This window comes from Glaciimonas sp. OK215 (genome assembly GCF_057787885.1).
Map to the genome: position 1 here is coordinate 5436138 of NZ_CM173544.1, position 16708 is coordinate 5452845.

The following is a 16708-nucleotide window of genomic DNA, read 5'->3' on the forward strand; positions in this document are numbered from 1 at the left end:
CTTTATGCTTTGTGTTAAGATTTTTCATCAAAACCGATGTGAAATGCCATGCTGATTGCCGCCGAAGTAAAAACAAAATCGAAAGCGAAACCCGTTGCCGGCAATGGCAGCGGCGTGCGCCGTAACGGGCTCTACACTGCCATCGCAGATCGCCTGCGCGAAATGATTCAGGAGGGCGAGTTGGCGCCCGGCAGCCGCATCATGGAAAAAGAGCAGTGCGAATATTTCGAGATTTCCAAAACACCGTTGCGCGAAGCGCTAAAAGTTCTGGTAGCGGAAGGTCTGATCACGCATCGCCAGCATTTGGGTTATCACATCGCCGAAATCGATATCGATGAGATCGCATCGATATTCGAAGTGCTGCATGGTCTGGAAGACATTACGGGGAAGCATCTTGGCACGCGGCTGGATGCCGCTGCATTGTCGGCCATCGAGCATAAACACAATGCGATGATCGCGGCGCACCAGAATGGCAAGCGGACAGCCTATTACCGGCTGAATCAGGAAATCCATCAGATGATTGTGGACGCTGCCGACAATCCGGTACTGTCAAGCATCTATGCCGGCCTCATGACAAAAATTCACCGCGCACGCGGCGTTGCCAATGCGGATACCTTGCGCTGGAAAGAATCGTTGACCGAACACGATGCCATCATCGAGACCCTGCGCTCGGCGGACAGGCAAGCGCTCCCGCGCTTGCTGCGCGAGCATTCCGAACATACTGCGCGGGAAGTGATGAAGGCCTTGCATCAACTTCCGCGCCGATGATCTAGCAGAGGCTTACCGGATTGACCGGGCCTGGCGGTAATAGTGTGCCCAGAAGACGAGACCGACCGATGCCAGAATAATCAGCATCGCGAACAGGGTCTGCGACGTGACGCGCTCCCGCAACAACAACGCTCCCAGCATCAGCGCAACCACCGGATTGACATACGCATAACTGACGGCAATCGCAGGCGAAGCATGCCGCACCAAATACATGTAGGCGCAGGTAGTCAACAGTGACGCGCATACGCACAGATAGCTGAATGCAAGCCAGGGACCGGCACCGATAACACCTTCGATACGTGCGCCCGTCAGCCACCCGAAAGCTCCCACGATTGCGCCGCCAAACATGATTTGCATGGCGGTCGCCATCATCAGGTTCGCGGGCAAGCGCACGCGTGTCGAGAGGTGTGTGCCAAGCGCCCAGCACAATGCGCCAACCAGGATGGCGGCGTTGCCGGCATTGACAGCCGCCATCCCGCTTTGCCAGTTCAACAAACCGACGCCGAATAAACCCAGCGCAATCCCCAGCCACTCCGGCCAGCGCACCCGCAGCCCGGTTGCCGCCGCAATCAACGAGGCAAACAGCGGCACCGTCGCCACCATGATGGCCGCCACACCGGTCGCAACACTCTGCATGCCGATCGTTATCATGCCATTGCTCATGGCGATCAATGCGCCGACCACGGCTGCACCGCGATATTCAACACCGACCGGCAGCGGCACACCGCGTAGCCGCAACATCACCAACAGGATGCTGCCGGCCAGGAAATTTCTCATCCCCGATAACAGCAATGGCGGGAACGCCTGTAACGCTACATGCGTCACCAGATACGCAGAACCCCAGATAAAATAAATAGCCGCTAATGCGACGGGAAACAGAATTCTGTGGTTCATACAACGCCATGTGAGCGCAGCAGATCAGGCCGTGAGGCGACGTGGCATCAACCGGGCGTGCCGGTTGTGCCGCTCAAAATAAAATGTTGCGCATGACCCGGCTGTCGAACCGCGTCAATGAAAGTCGGCCAGTATCGCTTCCGCACCTTTTTCCGCCACCATCATCACCGCCGCATTAATATTGCCGGACGTAATGTTCGGGAAAATCGAAGCATCGACGACCCGAAGAGCATGCACGCCATGCACCTTCAGCTGGTGCGATACGACAGACGTTTCCGGATCCGGGCCCATGGCGCAGGAGCCGCACAGGTGATAAATCGATCCGGCCTGCTCTCTGAAGAAGCGCAACATGCTCGCTTCGTCGGTCACCTCCCCCGCCGGTTTTACCTCTTCGACAGTAATGCGTTGCAGCGCAGGTGCCTGCATCAGTTTGCGAATCAACTGACAGCCTTGAATAGCCTCGTCGATATCCTTCCGGGTGGTCAGGTAATTTGGTTTGATCCTGGCCGCAACAGTCGGGTCGGTTGTAGCAATTTCAATGGAACCGCGGCTGCTTGGGCGACAAGGATTGAAGAACAGCAGGAAACCCGAATAGGGATCCGGCTTCAATTTTGCCTTGGCATCGTTGGGTATCTCGTATGACAAGGGATTGAAATACAGCTGCAGATTCGGATGCGCTTCCTTGCCGCTGCCTTTAAAGAATCCGCCCGCCTGATTCACGCTCATTGCCAGCGGACCGGTGCGCTTGAGCATGTATTCAATGCCCGCCTTTACCTGGCCGGTGATGGATCCCAGTTCATCGTTCAGCGTCTTTTTGTTGGCCCGGAAATAAAACGACACGCACAGATGATCCTGCAGGTTCTGGCCGACCGCCGGCAAATGCTGCACCAGCGGTATCCCATGTCTGGCCAGTAACGACGCATCGGCAATACCGGATAACTGCAGCAGCTTTGGCGAATCGACCGCACCGGCGGCCAGGATCACTTCCTTGTTCGCGTTGAAGATTCGGCTAACGCCATTCTGGCGCACCGAGACGCCTGTCGCGCGCTTGTTGCCGTCAAAGATGATCCGTTCGGCATAGGCATTGTGCTCGACCTTGAGGTTCTGCCGGGTCAGTGCGGGATGCAGATACGCGAAACTGCTTGAGTCACGTTTTCCCTTGCGGATATTTGCCTCATAAATGCCCGCACCTTCGAAGCTGGCGCCATTGAAGTCGTCATTGAGCGGGTATCCCAGTTCTTCGCAAGCCTTCAGATAGTCGTCGCAAATCGGGTGCGCGCCCTGTTTCATCTGGGTGATGCCAATCAGGCCTTGCGAACTGTGATACTTGGTATCGCCGAGCGGATGCGCTTCCAGTTTTTTAAAATACGGCAGTACGTCCTGGTATCCCCATCCCGGATTGCCGGCCGCTTCCCAATCGTCGAAATCGCAAGGCTGGCCGCGCACATAGATCATGGCATTGATATTGCCTGAGCCGCCCAGGCCTTTTCCGCGTGGCGCGTACAGCCTGCGGCCCGCCATTTGCGGTTCCGGATCGGTGCTGTACATCCAGTTATATTGCGGGTTGTAATAGGTTTTGGCAAAACCGACCGGCAGCTTGAGCCACCAGGAACTGTCCTTGCCGCCCGCCTCCAGCAACAGGACGCTGTGCTTGCCGGATGCGCTCAGGCGATTCGCCAGAATGCATCCGGCCGAACCGGCGCCGACGATGATGAAATCAAACGTCATTCCGACTCCCCCGCACTCCAGCGTTTTTTCCAACTCTCCGACGACTGCTCCTTCACGTCAAACGGCTTCGGATCCATCGAAATATGCAGCTTGTCGCCGGTGTAGGGCGAGTGCGCTGCGACCACGTCCATGTTGAGTTCAACGCCCAGCCCAGGCTCCTTGGATGGAATGATGAAGCCGTCTTCCCACTGGATAGGTTTCTTCAGGATCTCGGAATGAAAGCCCTCCCAGGTCAGGATGCTTTCCTGGATCAGGAAGTTTGGCGTGGCGGTGGCGAGCTGGATACTGGCCGCCGCACCGATCGGTCCGTTGTAGAGATGCGGTGCAATCTGCGCGTAATACGCTTCGGCCATGGAGGCAATCTTCTTGGCTTCCAGGATGCCGCCGACACGGCCCAGATTCATTTGCAGTATCGAAGCAGCGCCGCGGTTAAGCAAGTCAAAGAACTCGTATTTGGTCGTCAGGCGTTCGCCCGCCGCAATCGGAATGCTGGTCTTGCCCGCAACCACGGCCATGGCGTCGGACTGCCCTGGCGGGACCGGTTCTTCAAACCACAATGGATCGTATTTTTCAAGGCGCTTGGCCAGCCGCACCGCCGATGCCGGCGTCATTTGTCCATGCGTGCCGAACAGCAAATCGCACTTGCTTCCCACCCCGGCGCGAATCTTGCGGCAAAACTCTTCCGATTTGTCGAGTACTTCCAAAGAAATATGATGGCCGGAATAACTGGTATAGGGACCGGCCGGATCGAACTTGAGGGCGGTAAATCCCTTTTCCATCAACTCGACCGCACACGCCACCGAAAGATCGACATCATCATAGTCATACTCACCCTTGCTGTTTTTCGGGTACAGGTACGTGTAGGAGCGCAGGCGTTCGTGGACCCTGCCGCCAATCAGTTCGTACACCGGCTTGTTGGCCGCCTTGCCGATAATGTCCCAGCAGGCCATCTCCAGACCGCTGACAATCCCCATCATGGTCAAATCCGGACGCTGGGTAAAGCCGCTCGAATACGCCTGACGGAAGAATCTCTCGATATGGTGCGGATCATGGTTCAGCAGATAACGCTCGAACACATCGTCAATCGCCGGGACCATCACCTTCGGATGAAAGGTCGAGGCGTACACTTCGCCAATGCCTTCAATCCCGCAATCGGTTTTGATGGTCACGAATATCCAGTACATGCCGCCGAAATAGGGCGGCGGCACGGCAACCACATGCGACTTCATCGAAACAATTTTCATGCTTTCCACCCACTATTTATAATTGCATGCTCTTCTGATAGACGATAAGCAAAGCGTCATTTCAGTACTTCATTACCACCAGGCGCGTCTGGGTAAATTCCAGCATGCCATGTTTGCCATCGTCGCCGCCCAGGCCGGAACGCTTCCATCCCGCGTGATAACCCTGATAGGGATCCGCCGGGGTTCGATTGATGTACAGTTCGCCAGCCTCAATATTGTTCGCCACCAGCATCACCGAGCGGTAATCTTCCGTATACAGGACCGAGGACAAGCCGAACTGGTGATCATTGGCCAGCGCCAGGGCTTCTTCGATGGTGTCGTATGCCAGCACGCACAGCACCGGGCCGAAAATTTCTTCCTGGACGATTTCCATGTCCTGACGACAGTCGGTCAGCAGCGTCGGCGGGTAGAAAAATCCTTTGCCTTCAGGAATGAACCCGCCCAACTCCAGCGTCGCACCGGCGGCAACCGCGCGCTTCACCATCTGATGAATATGCCGGCGTGCATCCTGATTGATCAGTGGGCCCATATCATCCGGATTGTGCGCTCTGTTTCCGTACGGACGGCAGCCCAATTTTTCTTTGAGCAATGCGATGAATTTTCCATAGACATTGCGGTTGACATACACCCGCTCGACTGCCGTGCACAGCTGGCCGCAATTGGTGGTTTTCGACACGACAATTTCACCGGCAGCCTTTTCAAGGTCGGCATCGGCCGCAATGATGGCCGGCGTTTTCCCACCCAACTCCAGCGAAGATTTGGCAATATTGGCTTGCGAATATTCCAGCACCTTGCGCCCTGCGGCGACGCTTCCGGTCAGCGTAATCATGCCGACGCTGGGATGGGTGCAGACGCTTGCGGCGGTCGAGTGGCGCATGGTCAGGATGTTGATCACGCCGCTTGGCATCTGTGCATCAAGAACGGCTCTGGCAATCTCGAACGCGGAGCACGGCGTGTGGTTACTCGGGCGCACCACCACGGTATTGCCGGCAATCAGCGCCGGAGCGATCTTGCGCAGCAGCGTATACACCGGGTAATTGAACGGGATCAGACAGGCCACAACCCCGATTGGCTCGCGCTGCAACAGCAGGTTTTCCGAGGGACTGTCGCTGGGGATGATTTCGCCCTCGATGCGGCGTCCCCATTCTGCGTGGTAACGGGTTATTTCGGCGGCATAGATGGCCTCGCTGGTCGCATCGGCCAGGCTTTTTCCTGATTCCAGCGCCAGCGCCCGACCGATCTCACTGCCCCGCGCGACCAAGGCGTCGGCCAGGCGATGCAAGTATTTGCCGCGTTCAACGCCCGGCAATTTGCGCCAGGCTTTTTGCGCGGCAGCGGCAACCTCTGCGGCATGCATCGCTTCTATCGATGTCGCCGCCGACACCTGTCCAATCAGTTCCTCGGTGGCAGGGTCGACCACGTGTATGGTGTCGTCACTTTGCGGCGCAACAAATTGATTGTTGATGAAATTTTTATAGATTTGCATGTCCATCTTCTCTACATGGTTGGGCGCGGCCTTGCGTTTGTTTCCCTATTTTTTTGGCGTGTAGAACGGATTCGAAATACTCGTCAGCGCTGCGGCCAGTTCGGTACGGCTAGGCCAGCCGGTGGACAATGCGCGTTGCGCCGCAAGATAGGTCGCCTCGCAATTGTTCTTGTAGACTTCATCGGCATCGTCGGCAACCGGATTGACCCACACCGCCGCCACTGCGATCCACTCGTCTTCCGCTTCCGGCGGCAATACGCCGTCCAGCAAGGCACGGGTCATGCCGTAGGCAACGCCGGCCTGGGCCGGGCCCCAGGTCATATTTTCGTGATTCGGCGTGGTCAATACCGCCTTCGCGATAAACAGCGTCGTCGGCTTGACCGGCAGGTTGGGTTTCAATACCGTTTGAAATGGAATATGGCCCGGACCCGGCATGCTGGCGGCAGTGACTACTGCGCCGCCCATCGGACCGTTTTTCGGACCTACGAAAAGATTGATATGTGCGGCGTTGGGACCGCTCCCGCAAAAACCTTCTCCGACCTTGATCATGTGAATGCCTTGTCTCGTTATAAGTGAATAAAATATTACTGATTGACCGACTGATGTACCGCGCGTGGACGCCGTACTGCGTTGTAATCGTTAATCATGTCGCGCGGACGATACGGTGCTTCCAGATAGCTGCGCTCGTCAGCGCTCAATACGATGTCGCCGGCCGCTACCGCCAGCTGCAATTGTTCCGGACTGTCGGCGCCAATCATCGGGACGCTTGAGTGGCTGTTTTGCGCAACCCACGCCATCGCAATCTGGCTTGGCTGCACGGCGTGCCCGTTGGCGATCCTGACCACGCGATTGGCGATCTCGACGTCAATCTCATCGCCGAAGAATTGCGACAGAAACGGATCGTGTTCAGTGCGGGCGCTTTTTTGTATCCCGGTCAGATAACCGCGCGCCAAAGGGCTGAAGGTGGAAACGGCGATGCCCTTGTGCTGGCAGTACGGCATCATTTCACGCTCTTCTTCGCGGTATAACAAGCTGTACTGGCACTGCATGTTGACGAATTCGGTCCAGTTGTTTTCACGGGCGATCGCATTCATTTCCGCAAATTGCCATGCATACATGGTCGACGCGCCGATATACCGCGCCTTGCCGGATTTGACGATATCGTGCAACGCTTCCATGGTTTCGGTCAGCGGCGTGTGCGGATCGAAGGCGTGCAACATGTAAATGTCGACATAATCGCTGCCGATCCGCTTCAGCGACCGGTCGATGGATGCCATCAGATGCTTGCGCGAAGAACCCTGATCGTTAGGGTCATCGCTCATTGCGTAGAACGCTTTGGTCGCCAGCACCAGACTATCGCGCGCCTGCAGCTTGAGCAGGGTGCGGCCGACGACTTCTTCGTTGGCGCCATTCGAATACCAATCGGCCATGTCGAAGAAATTGATACCGAGGTCCAGCGCGCTTTTCAGAATTGGCGCAGATTTGTCTTCGTCCAGGACCCAGCCCTTCCATGCCGATGATCCCATCGACATGGTGCCGAGACAAAAGCGCGAAACCTTAAGACCGGTACGGCCGAAGCGAACAGTTTGCATGAAGTGCTTCCTCAAATCGAATTGGTGAGTAAGCATCGTAGGAGCAAGCAGCGCCGCACCACAAACACAAAATACAGATCGCATTATCTAAAAAACGCATAGCTGATCTGGACAAGAACCGGCAAAGCGTCTGAATGATGTTTTATGCAATTATTCGCGCATCACAAATTTCGATAGGACTATCTAATTATTCTGCTGGCCCGGATCAGCGATTGCGCCGAATATATTTGCAAACCCATCGAAGGAACGCCATGCAATTGAATAACCCAGATCTTCTCAGACAACATGCCTTGATTGGCGATGAATGGATTAGTGCAGACAGTCATCAACGTTTTTCGGTAACCGACCCCGCCACCGGCGCAGTGATTGGCGAGGTCCCTGACATGGGCGCGGCCGAAACGCAGCGGGCGATTGCTGCGGCCAATGCCGCGTGGCCGGCCTGGCGCAACAAGACCGGCAAAGAGCGCGGCGCCATCTTGCGCAAATGGTTCGATCTCGTCATGCAGCATCAGGATGACCTGGCGCTGCTAATGACCACCGAACAAGGCAAGCCGCTGGCCGAAGCCAAAGGGGAAGTCGTCTACGCCGCGTCGTTCATCGAATGGTTTGCCGAAGAAGCGCGCCGCACCTATGGCGACGTGGTGCCTTCGCCGGGCAACGACCGACGCATTCTTGTCATCAAACAGCCGGTCGGCGTGACGGCCGCGATTACCCCGTGGAATTTTCCATTGGCGATGATCACGCGCAAGGCGGCACCGGCGCTGGCGGCCGGTTGCACCATGATTCTCAAGCCGGCTGAACAAACTCCGCTGTCGGCGCTGGCACTGGCCTATCTGGCGCAACTGGCGGGCGTTCCTGGCGGCGTACTGAATGTTGTCACCGGCGACGCGGCCGCGATCGGACGCGAGCTGACATCCAGCCCGATCGTGCGCAAACTGTCGTTTACCGGGTCAACCGCGGTGGGACGCCTGTTGGCATCTCAGTCGGCGGGGACACTAAAAAAATTGTCGCTGGAGCTGGGCGGGAATGCGCCATTCATCGTGTTCGATGACGCCGACCTGGATGCGGCAGCCGATGGCGCGATGGCTTCGAAATTTCGCAACACCGGACAAACCTGCGTCTGCGCCAACCGGATCCTGGTGCAAGATAGCGTCTACGACGCTTTTGCAGAAAAATTGACTGCGCGCGTGCGTGCCCTGAAGGTGGCCGCCGGCACCGAAGCCGGCGCCACGCAGGGGCCGCTGATTGACAGCGATGCGCTGGACAAAGTCGAACAGCATGTCGCCGACGCGCTTGCCAAAGGCGCCAGGCTCGCCACCGGCGGCGAACGCCATACCTTGGGCGGCACCTTTTACCAGCCGACGGTACTGCTGAATGCGACCACCGACATGCAACTGGCGCAGGAAGAAACCTTTGGGCCGGTGGCGGGACTGTTCCGCTTCAGCAGCGACGAGCAGGCCGTCGCACTGGCGAACGATACCGAATTCGGTCTTTCGGCGTATTTTTACAGCCGCGACATGGCCCGCATCTGGCGTGTCGCAGAGGCGCTTGAAGTCGGCATGGTCGGCATCAACACCGGCGTCATCTCGCATGCCGAAGCGCCGTTCGGCGGGATCAAGCAATCCGGCCTCGGGCGCGAAGGCGGCAAGTACGGGATCGACGAATATCTGGAAATGAAGTATTTGTGCATGGGAGGACTTTAATAACCGGCGATCTGATTTTCGGCAGGCAAAGCGCTATGACAACGATTTCAATATAAGCGCTGCATCAACACATTCCGCGCAAGAAGTCGGACGCGCTGAAGAATAAAATAATCAAAGGAGATGACATGAAATTGAAGCAAATGATCGCCATGTCGGGCATGGCTGCACTGTTTACATTCACTGCCAGCGCCGCACAGGCAACGGCGCTGCCGCAATGGTGCGCTGAAGGCAAACCGGTGAAGTTCGCCGGCGTCACCTGGGAAAGCGCGCAATTCTTTACTGAAATTGCCAATTTCATCGTGACCAACGGCTACGGCTGCAAGACCGAAAGCGTCACCGGCAGCACCGCGGTGACGGAAACCGCACTGGTGTCCAACGACCTGCAAGTCTGGGTTGAGCAATGGGACCGCACCAACGTGATCAAAAAAGGCCGTACCGACGGCAAGATCGACCTGGTCGGGAATATCCTGATCGGCGGTACGCGGGAAGGTTGGTTCGTCCCCGATTATGTCATCCACGGTGACCCGAAACGCGGGATCAAAGCGGTCGCGCCCGATCTGAAATCGGTGGCGGATCTGGCCAAATACAAGAACTTGTTTACAGACGACGAAGAGCCTGGCAAAGGACGCTTCCTGAACTGCCCTACCGGCTGGGATTGCGAACGCATCAACAACCAGAAATTCAAAGCCTACAAGATGGCGGCAAACTACACCAACTTCCGCCCGGGTACCGGCGGCACGCTGGATGCCACGATTTCCTCGGCCTATGAACGCGGCAAACCTGTTCTGTTCTATTACTGGTCCCCTGCCGGCTTGATGGGCAAGTACAAATTTGTCCAGTTACAAGAGCCGGAATTCACCGAAAAATGCTGGAAGACCGTACAAAACAACACCACTGACGACGTGTGCGGTACCGGCACCCCATCCTTCAAACTGACAATCGGTGTCTCCACGCCGTTTATCAAGGGTGCGCCTGACATCATCACCTTCTTTAACAAGTTCTCCGTGCCGGGCGATATCGTGAATCATGCGATTGTCGAGATGGGTGAACGCAAAGTCGGCGGCGCAGTGGTCGCCAAGGAATTCCTGCAAAAGAACAAGACGCTATGGAAACAGTGGGTTCCTGCCGATGTGGCGCAAAAAGTGGAAATGAAGCTGTAGTATCCATCCTGAAGGAACTCAGTATGTCTTTCGAATTTTTTATTCCCGTTTCATTTTCCGACGCTCTGAATGCCGGCATCACCGGCATCGTGCAACACTACGGCGATGCGCTGCATGATATTTCCACCGTGATGCTGCGCTATCTGCTGGTCCCGCTGGAAAGTTTTCTGCAGTCGATACCGCCGTGGCTGATACTGGCGGCGGTTGGCCTGATCAGCTATCACGCGTTGCGACGCATTGGCCTGAGCCTGATCTTTGTGCTCGCACTCTACTTTATCGGCTGCCTCGGTCTGTGGGAAAAAACCATCCAGACCCTGAATATCATGCTGGTGTCGATCATCATTTCCTTGGTCATCGGGGTGCCGATCGGGATCCTGATGGCCAGATATAAATTGCTGTCGCGGATATTGTTGCCATTGCTTGACGTGATGCAAACCTTCCCGATGTTTGTGTATATGCTGCCTGCGGTGATGCTGTTTTCCATCGGCAAAGTGCCGGCGGTGCTGGCGACCGTGATTTATGCGCTGCCGCCGCTGATCCGCCTGACCGAACTGGGGATCCGGCAAGTGGATGAAGAAACGCGCGAAGCCGCCTGGTCGTTCGGCACCACCAAGTTCCAGTTGCTGATGTGGGTGCAACTGCCGCTGGCCCGTCCCAGCATCATGGCCGGCATCAATCAGACCACCATGCTGGCACTCGCCATGGTGGTGGTCGCCTCGATGATTGGCGCCCGTGGTCTGGGTGAAGATATTTTGCAGGGACTGACTAATCTCGACTTTGGCAAGGGCGCACATGCCGGGATCGCCGTCGTCATTCTGGCCATCGTGATCGACCGCATTACGCAAGCCTATGGCATGAATCGCCGCCAACGCTCACAACTGACCAAGCCGGAGTAAATCGTCATGACCGCCACCATTACAAATTCACTTTCCAGCAAAATTTCCGTACGGAATATTTATAAGGTATTCGGCGCCCACACCGAACCTGCTTTGTCCTTGCTGCGGCAGGACAAGAGCAAGGCGGAAGTGTTGCAGCAAACCGGCTGCAATGTCGGACTGCGGAATATTTCACTGGAAATCCCGGAAGGAAAAATCTCCGTGATCATGGGTTTGTCCGGATCCGGAAAATCGACGCTGGTGCGACATTTCAATCGCCTGATCGAACCGACGCAAGGTGAAATCCTGATCGATGGAAAAAACATCCTGGCGCTGGATGCGGACGGCCTGCGGCAATTGCGCCGCGACAAAATCAGCATGGTGTTTCAGAGCTTTGGCCTGTTGCCGCATTGGTCGGTGCTGGACAACACCGCCTTTGCATTGCTGACGCGCGGCGTCAAAAAGAAGGAGGCGCATGAAAAGGCCCAGGAATGGCTGGAGCGGGTTGGCTTGAAAGGCTATTCAAAAGCCTATCCCGATCAACTCTCCGGCGGCATGCGGCAGCGGGTCGGATTGGCGCGTGCACTGGCGGCGGATACCGACATTATCCTGATGGACGAGGCTTTCAGCGCACTGGATCCGCTGATCCGCGCCGAAATGCAGGATCAGCTGCTGGTGTTGCAAGAGCGTTTCCACAAAACCATCGTCTTCATTACCCACGATCTGGATGAAGCGATTCATATCGGCGCGCAAATTGCCATCCTGCGCGATGGCGTGCTGGTGCAAGTCGGCAGCGCCGACGACATTCTGAACCGGCCCGCCGATGATTATGTGAAGCGCTTTGTCGAAAAACGCTCCAGCGGCAGCAGCAACCATTCATAGCGCTTGCCCGCAGCTTGGACTACGATCTGTTTAATTCAAGGGGGATGCGGCAAGGTTCGGCGGTGCCTGCCCCACCAGCACACTCTTGAGTTCCAGCGAGGAGTTGGCAAAGCGCTGGATCATCCATGAGCGCAGCGAGGCGATCGCTTCGTCCAGCAAATCGTCGGAATGGGTCAGCAGATAGTAGCCATAGCCATCGTCGACCCAGACATCAAATGGCTGCACCAGGGTGCCGTTACGCAGTTCCAGCTGAAACAGCAGCGGATCGAGGATGGCGATGCCGGTACCGCTCATCACATATTGCGCAGCCAGATTGGCTGTTTCAAACAGCAGGCCGCGGTCCACCGAGACGTTGGACAATTCGGCCTGCCGCACAAACCGTTCCCACAATCGATGGCGCGGCTGACCTTCCAGAATCACATGCACGATCTCGTTTTGCGTGATGAAACCGGTCAGGTCACCGGGCACCACCCGTTCCAGCAGCGCCGGATGGCAGAGCGGCGTCAGACGCACATGCCATAACAGGTCCGCGATCAGATCGTTCACCTCGGGCTTGGAGTACACCACCGCAACGTCGCAATTGAACTCCGGCATGCCTACCTTGTTGGGGATCATCAAATCCAGCATGACATCCGGGAAGGCGTTTTTGAACTCGCGCAAGATCGGTATCGCCAGATTGTGCGCAAAGGTCGACGGCATCTGCATGTGCAGCACCCGGCGCGCGGCTGCGCCGTCTTTCAGAACGTCTTTTAAAGCGCTCTCAATGCGGTCAAACGATTTACTCACGACCGGCAGCAAGGCGCGGCCCGCTTCGGTCAGTTCCAGATGCTGGTGTTTGCGCTCAAACAGCTTCACCCCCAGCAGAGCTTCCAGCATCAGAATATGGCGGCTCACCGCGCTTTGCGAAACGAACAGGCTGTTAGCCGCGGCGGTCACGCTCAGATGCTTGCCGGTGGCCTCGAAGGCGCGCAACGCGTTTAATGGTAACGAGCGGCGGTCCATGTGGATCTCCTCCAATTGGATTGATGTTAATACCGCCGGAATTATAAAAATTTGATGTGCGGAGTTGTACGCATTCTACTAGCAAACCAGGGCAATTCCTGCCCTTCGCATTCAGCCTCCGACATGCAGTAAGGCGCACCTTCGTGATCAGCTTTGGGTGAGGCCATGGCTTCCCGGATTGCCCTTAAGTCAACACTTCAAATGACGGCCATTTCGCGCGCGAAAGCGCCGGATGCACATTTTTCCATTTGTTCTACCTATACGAACTGATAGTTTCGATGCGGCAATGTTACTGCCAGAATTTGTCCTCGGATTCGCATAGTGGAGGCCAGAATCCACTTTAAAAAACGGGGTTTGGTTGAAAGCTGAACTGTCAGGAACGAGGGAGATATATTATGGCTGCAGATTTAATATTAAAAGCAAGTTCCCAGCAAATTAATGTACTCGTGGTGATTGATACCGAATATGTTAAGAAAATCAACCCAAACCCAAGCAAAGACCCAAATCATCCGACTGGCATCAACCACGCCGGTCAGTTCATGCTCGTCACCGGCTCAAGAGGCGTTATCAGCGGTCAAGGGAGTGCCGACCTGAATTTCAGGGCGAATCCCGGCGACGAAGTATCGTTCACAGGTGTTTCGATCTATGACAATTCGGACGATGCAGTGATTGTGTACGGTATTCAATACTGGCAAAGAGATCACGTATTCAATCAATTTGTAGCGGATCTGGTCACCAGGAAAGGGGCGGTGATGCCAAACGCGGACTCACCATCGGGCAATGGCTTGCCGGCACTGCAGACAAAGCTGAATTTCTCCAGCTACGATTCAAAAGTGAGAAATAGCGGAACCGAAGATTTCTATGTTTTCTTTGCACTCTATACACTTGCTGACGACGGCGAGACCCAGAATTTGTTCGGATACTTCTACTGGGATCCCACCATCACGGTGACCTGATAGAAGATAGCCGGTTGCCAATCAACCTGACTGGCGAATAGCAAGCAGCCTGGACAACGCTTAGCGGAGTCCAGGCTTTTTCTATTGATGCACACCGGCGCTAATCACTCCTGAGGCAGCAGCGCCAACGCAGCAGTCAGATCGCCCATCGGTTGGCCGCCGTTGGCCACCAGCGCCTTGTCGCGCGCAGCGATCCCGTCCAGCACCGGCAGCGCGTAGCGACGCGTGATGAAGCGCAAGATAGAGGCGGTGTCGTACTGCGTGTGATCGACAAAGCCCTTCTTCACATACGGCGACACCAGGATCGCCGGCAAGCGCGTACCCGGCCCCCAGCGATCGCCTTTCGGCGGGGCTACGTGGTCCCAGAAGCCGCCGTTTTCATCGTAGGTCACCACGATCAGCATGTGCTTCCACTGCGGACTGGCCTGCAGCCGGGCGATCACTGCGGCGATATGCGCATCGCCGTCGGCGATGTTGGCATAACCCGCATGCTGGTTCAGATTACCCTGCGGTTTGTAGAACGCCACCGGCGGCAGCTTGCCGGCCGCGGCATCCTGCACAAACGACGCATCGTAGTCCTTCAGATGGCTGGCCCGCTCGGCTGCGCCGGCGGTCGTGGCCGGGTCGAAGCGGCGGTAATAGTTGAATGGCTGGTGATGCGGCTGGAACTGGATCTTGCCGGCGTAGATTACGCTGCGCTTCGCATTCGGCGCATCCGCCAGCGCGGCGTTCCATGCACCGGCATACCAGGCCCAGTCGACGCCCTTGGCGCTCAGTTGATCGCCGATCGTGGTCTGGGTTTGCGGCGGCAAGGTGGTGGCCTTGCCCGGGTCGGCATACGCTGCAAGCGCGCCGCCGGCATTTCCGCTCGGCTGATAGGCGGGCTGCATGGTGTTGACCGCATGGAACATGCCGGAGGCATCCTTCGGCGTGAGCGTGCTATCCCGCAGGTAGACCGGCGCGCCGCTCAACACCGAAGCCGGATGGCCGGTGCCCGGGGTCAGACGCACTACACGGCCATTCGGATCGACGTCGACGGCCGAGATACTGTTCCTGGCCGGCGACGTCGCCGCATCGGCATCCGGGTAGGTCGGCGCGCAGGCGCAGATCAGGTATTGGTGCGACAGGAAAGATCCGCCAAACGCGCCCATGAAAAAATGATCGGCCAGTGTGTAATGCCTGGCGATATCCCACAGTTTCATTTTGCTGCCGTCGTAGTAGCCCATGCTGAGACCGCCGGCATCCGAGTAGGCCGCAAATTGATCGTTCTTGCCGCCGTTGATCTGCATCTGGTTATTGTAGAAACGATGCACCAGATCGCGCGTGATCACCGATTCGGCCATATAAATCGGGCTATTCACGTCGTCGATCCGGAACGGCCGGTTCGGCAGATTGGCTGACTGCGCCTGCGTGATCACCCTGCTCTGACCGGCCAGCGTCATGCCGCCCCAGGTCGGCGGCAAGACCGGCAAGCTGCTGCCATCGTAGTCTTTTTGCGGCACGTAAGCGGAGCGCGAGGTCGGATTCACGCCCGGGATGCCGTCGGCGCCCGGGAACAGACCGTACAGATTGTCGAAGCCGCGGTTTTCAGCGAAGATCACGACCACGTTCCGGATGTTGCTCAGCGCCAGAGCACTGTTGAGCGTTTGACCCATATCGCCGCTTGGACCTTGCGCGATGGCAGTTGCGATCACCGCGCTGACGGCTGCGCTCTCTGCTGTCAGTTTTACCGCATCGGCGCCGGAAAGCTGGTTGATATCGGCGTTCAGACTGGCTTCGCCGGTACCGATTTTGGCGGCCAGCTGTTTGCTGGCGTCGGCAAAATTCCCGCCGTTGGCGTCCATCGCAGCAGCCAGTTCGGTGGAAATGGCGCTGACGAAACGGGTGTGTCCGGCGGGCGCGCGGAAAATCAGCTTCTGCGCGACGTGGCTGCCACTATCACCGAGTGCCGCATGCCGGATTGCGCCGGTATCGATCGTTGCCACTACCGCCCCTTGCCCCGGCAACGTAAACGAACCATCTGCAGCGGTCTTGACGACTGCGGAAACGGCGTTACATGTCGCTTTCCTGAGCTTGTCCTCAAAACAGACCTGCGCATTTTCGACATAGCTACCGATCACCTGGCCGCTGGTTGTGCCGCCGGGATTGCCGAACGAACCGCCCCCGCAAGCACTTACCCCCGCCGATAACATCACCGCCACCAGCCACAATTTCAACGTATGCTTCATAAGCCCCCCGGGGCGGTAAAAGCCGCCATCCTATGCTCGGAATATTTCAACGGTATGAATTTGGTGTGTCAAAGTACCATTTATCCGATCTGAGTGCGTCATCGCTCCGTCACACATAGGCGCTAACCTTGTCCTCCTTTGAAATTGCCCGGACAGCGCGCCTGCATCCGGCTGTGCCATCTATTGCGAC

Annotated in this window: 14 protein-coding genes; 6 read left to right on the forward strand and 8 right to left on the reverse strand. The window is 56.8% G+C overall.

Features of this window, described 5'->3' with window-relative positions; all coding sequences use genetic code 11:
* The first annotated feature begins 48 nt into the window (after nucleotides 1–48).
* On the forward strand, nucleotides 49–768 hold the full coding sequence (locus tag AC3CHX_RS25075) for a GntR family transcriptional regulator (protein ID WP_488630678.1): 720 nt from the start codon (nucleotides 49–51) through the stop codon (nucleotides 766–768).
* A gap of 12 nt (nucleotides 769–780) precedes the next feature.
* Here AC3CHX_RS25075 and AC3CHX_RS25080 read toward each other — a convergent pair whose 3' ends face one another.
* The 6 genes from AC3CHX_RS25080 to AC3CHX_RS25105 form a co-directional block, all read right to left on the reverse strand.
* Nucleotides 781–1662, reverse strand: a complete 882-nt coding sequence (locus AC3CHX_RS25080; protein ID WP_488630679.1) for an EamA family transporter — start codon at nucleotides 1660–1662, stop codon at nucleotides 781–783.
* Nucleotides 1663–1776: 114 nt separating this feature from the next.
* Nucleotides 1777–3390: a GMC family oxidoreductase gene (locus tag AC3CHX_RS25085; RefSeq protein ID WP_488630680.1), complete on the reverse strand. Its 1614-nt coding sequence runs from the start codon at nucleotides 3388–3390 to the stop codon at nucleotides 1777–1779.
* On the reverse strand, nucleotides 3387–4634 hold the full coding sequence (locus AC3CHX_RS25090; protein WP_488630681.1) for a mandelate racemase/muconate lactonizing enzyme family protein: 1248 nt from the start codon (nucleotides 4632–4634) through the stop codon (nucleotides 3387–3389). Before AC3CHX_RS25090 ends, AC3CHX_RS25085 begins: the two co-directional genes overlap by 4 nt.
* A gap of 61 nt (nucleotides 4635–4695) precedes the next feature.
* Nucleotides 4696–6120: an aldehyde dehydrogenase gene (aldA, locus tag AC3CHX_RS25095; RefSeq protein WP_488630682.1), complete on the reverse strand. Its 1425-nt coding sequence runs from the start codon at nucleotides 6118–6120 to the stop codon at nucleotides 4696–4698.
* Between the two features lie 45 nt (nucleotides 6121–6165).
* Nucleotides 6166–6669 (reverse strand): formaldehyde-activating enzyme, encoded by a 504-nt coding sequence (gene fae / locus AC3CHX_RS25100; protein WP_488630683.1) that lies wholly within the window; start codon nucleotides 6667–6669, stop codon nucleotides 6166–6168.
* Between the two features lie 35 nt (nucleotides 6670–6704).
* Nucleotides 6705–7712 carry an aldo/keto reductase gene (locus tag AC3CHX_RS25105; protein WP_488630684.1) on the reverse strand — a complete coding sequence of 336 codons (1008 nt, stop codon included), beginning with the start codon at nucleotides 7710–7712 and terminating at the stop codon, nucleotides 6705–6707.
* 251 nt (nucleotides 7713–7963) lie between these two features.
* On the opposite strand from AC3CHX_RS25105, the gene AC3CHX_RS25110 reads away from it, so the two are divergent.
* From AC3CHX_RS25110 to AC3CHX_RS25125, 4 genes are all read left to right on the forward strand, one after another.
* Nucleotides 7964–9415 (forward strand): NAD-dependent succinate-semialdehyde dehydrogenase, encoded by a 1452-nt coding sequence (locus AC3CHX_RS25110; protein WP_488630685.1) that lies wholly within the window; start codon nucleotides 7964–7966, stop codon nucleotides 9413–9415.
* Between the two features lie 125 nt (nucleotides 9416–9540).
* Nucleotides 9541–10575, forward strand: a complete 1035-nt coding sequence (locus AC3CHX_RS25115; RefSeq protein ID WP_488630686.1) for an ABC transporter substrate-binding protein — start codon at nucleotides 9541–9543, stop codon at nucleotides 10573–10575.
* Between the two features lie 23 nt (nucleotides 10576–10598).
* The gene (locus tag AC3CHX_RS25120) at nucleotides 10599–11471 is read left to right on the forward strand and encodes an ABC transporter permease (RefSeq protein ID WP_488630687.1); all 873 of its coding nucleotides are present in this window, start codon (nucleotides 10599–10601) and stop codon (nucleotides 11469–11471) included.
* Nucleotides 11472–11477: 6 nt separating this feature from the next.
* On the forward strand, nucleotides 11478–12332 hold the full coding sequence (locus AC3CHX_RS25125) for a quaternary amine ABC transporter ATP-binding protein (RefSeq protein ID WP_488630688.1): 855 nt from the start codon (nucleotides 11478–11480) through the stop codon (nucleotides 12330–12332).
* A gap of 30 nt (nucleotides 12333–12362) precedes the next feature.
* Here the strand turns inward: AC3CHX_RS25125 and AC3CHX_RS25130 are convergent, their stop codons facing one another.
* Nucleotides 12363–13334 carry a LysR substrate-binding domain-containing protein gene (locus tag AC3CHX_RS25130; RefSeq protein WP_488630689.1) on the reverse strand — a complete coding sequence of 324 codons (972 nt, stop codon included), beginning with the start codon at nucleotides 13332–13334 and terminating at the stop codon, nucleotides 12363–12365.
* A 395-nt stretch (nucleotides 13335–13729) separates the two neighbouring features.
* Between AC3CHX_RS25130 and AC3CHX_RS25135 the strand changes: the two genes are divergently transcribed.
* Nucleotides 13730–14290, forward strand: a complete 561-nt coding sequence (locus AC3CHX_RS25135) for an inclusion body family protein (protein WP_488630690.1) — start codon at nucleotides 13730–13732, stop codon at nucleotides 14288–14290.
* A 104-nt stretch (nucleotides 14291–14394) separates the two neighbouring features.
* Here AC3CHX_RS25135 and acpA read toward each other — a convergent pair whose 3' ends face one another.
* A complete protein-coding gene (acpA, locus tag AC3CHX_RS25140; protein WP_488630691.1) occupies nucleotides 14395–16518 on the reverse strand; it encodes an acid phosphatase in 2124 nt (707 codons plus the stop codon).
* Nucleotides 16519–16708 lie beyond the last annotated feature (190 nt).

What these genes read in the sequence shown, in the direction of transcription:
- AC3CHX_RS25115 (WP_488630686.1), top strand. Translation starts at nt 9,541, where the DNA reads ATGAAATTGAAGCAAATGATCGCCATGTCGGGCATGGCTGCACTGTTT.
- AC3CHX_RS25075 (WP_488630678.1), top strand. Translation starts at nt 49, where the DNA reads ATGCTGATTGCCGCCGAAGTAAAAACAAAATCGAAAGCGAAACCCGTT.
- aldA (WP_488630682.1), bottom strand. Translation starts at nt 6,120, where the DNA reads ATGCAAATCTATAAAAATTTCATCAACAATCAATTTGTTGCGCCGCAA.
- acpA (WP_488630691.1), bottom strand. Translation starts at nt 16,518, where the DNA reads ATGAAGCATACGTTGAAATTGTGGCTGGTGGCGGTGATGTTATCGGCG.
- AC3CHX_RS25120 (WP_488630687.1), top strand. Translation starts at nt 10,599, where the DNA reads ATGTCTTTCGAATTTTTTATTCCCGTTTCATTTTCCGACGCTCTGAAT.
- AC3CHX_RS25110 (WP_488630685.1), top strand. Translation starts at nt 7,964, where the DNA reads ATGCAATTGAATAACCCAGATCTTCTCAGACAACATGCCTTGATTGGC.
- AC3CHX_RS25090 (WP_488630681.1), bottom strand. Translation starts at nt 4,634, where the DNA reads ATGAAAATTGTTTCGATGAAGTCGCATGTGGTTGCCGTGCCGCCGCCC.
- AC3CHX_RS25085 (WP_488630680.1), bottom strand. Translation starts at nt 3,390, where the DNA reads ATGACGTTTGATTTCATCATCGTCGGCGCCGGTTCGGCCGGATGCATT.
- AC3CHX_RS25130 (WP_488630689.1), bottom strand. Translation starts at nt 13,334, where the DNA reads ATGGACCGCCGCTCGTTACCATTAAACGCGTTGCGCGCCTTCGAGGCC.
- fae (WP_488630683.1), bottom strand. Translation starts at nt 6,669, where the DNA reads ATGATCAAGGTCGGAGAAGGTTTTTGCGGGAGCGGTCCCAACGCCGCA.
- AC3CHX_RS25080 (WP_488630679.1), bottom strand. Translation starts at nt 1,662, where the DNA reads ATGAACCACAGAATTCTGTTTCCCGTCGCATTAGCGGCTATTTATTTT.
- AC3CHX_RS25105 (WP_488630684.1), bottom strand. Translation starts at nt 7,712, where the DNA reads ATGCAAACTGTTCGCTTCGGCCGTACCGGTCTTAAGGTTTCGCGCTTT.
- AC3CHX_RS25135 (WP_488630690.1), top strand. Translation starts at nt 13,730, where the DNA reads ATGGCTGCAGATTTAATATTAAAAGCAAGTTCCCAGCAAATTAATGTA.
- AC3CHX_RS25125 (WP_488630688.1), top strand. Translation starts at nt 11,478, where the DNA reads ATGACCGCCACCATTACAAATTCACTTTCCAGCAAAATTTCCGTACGG.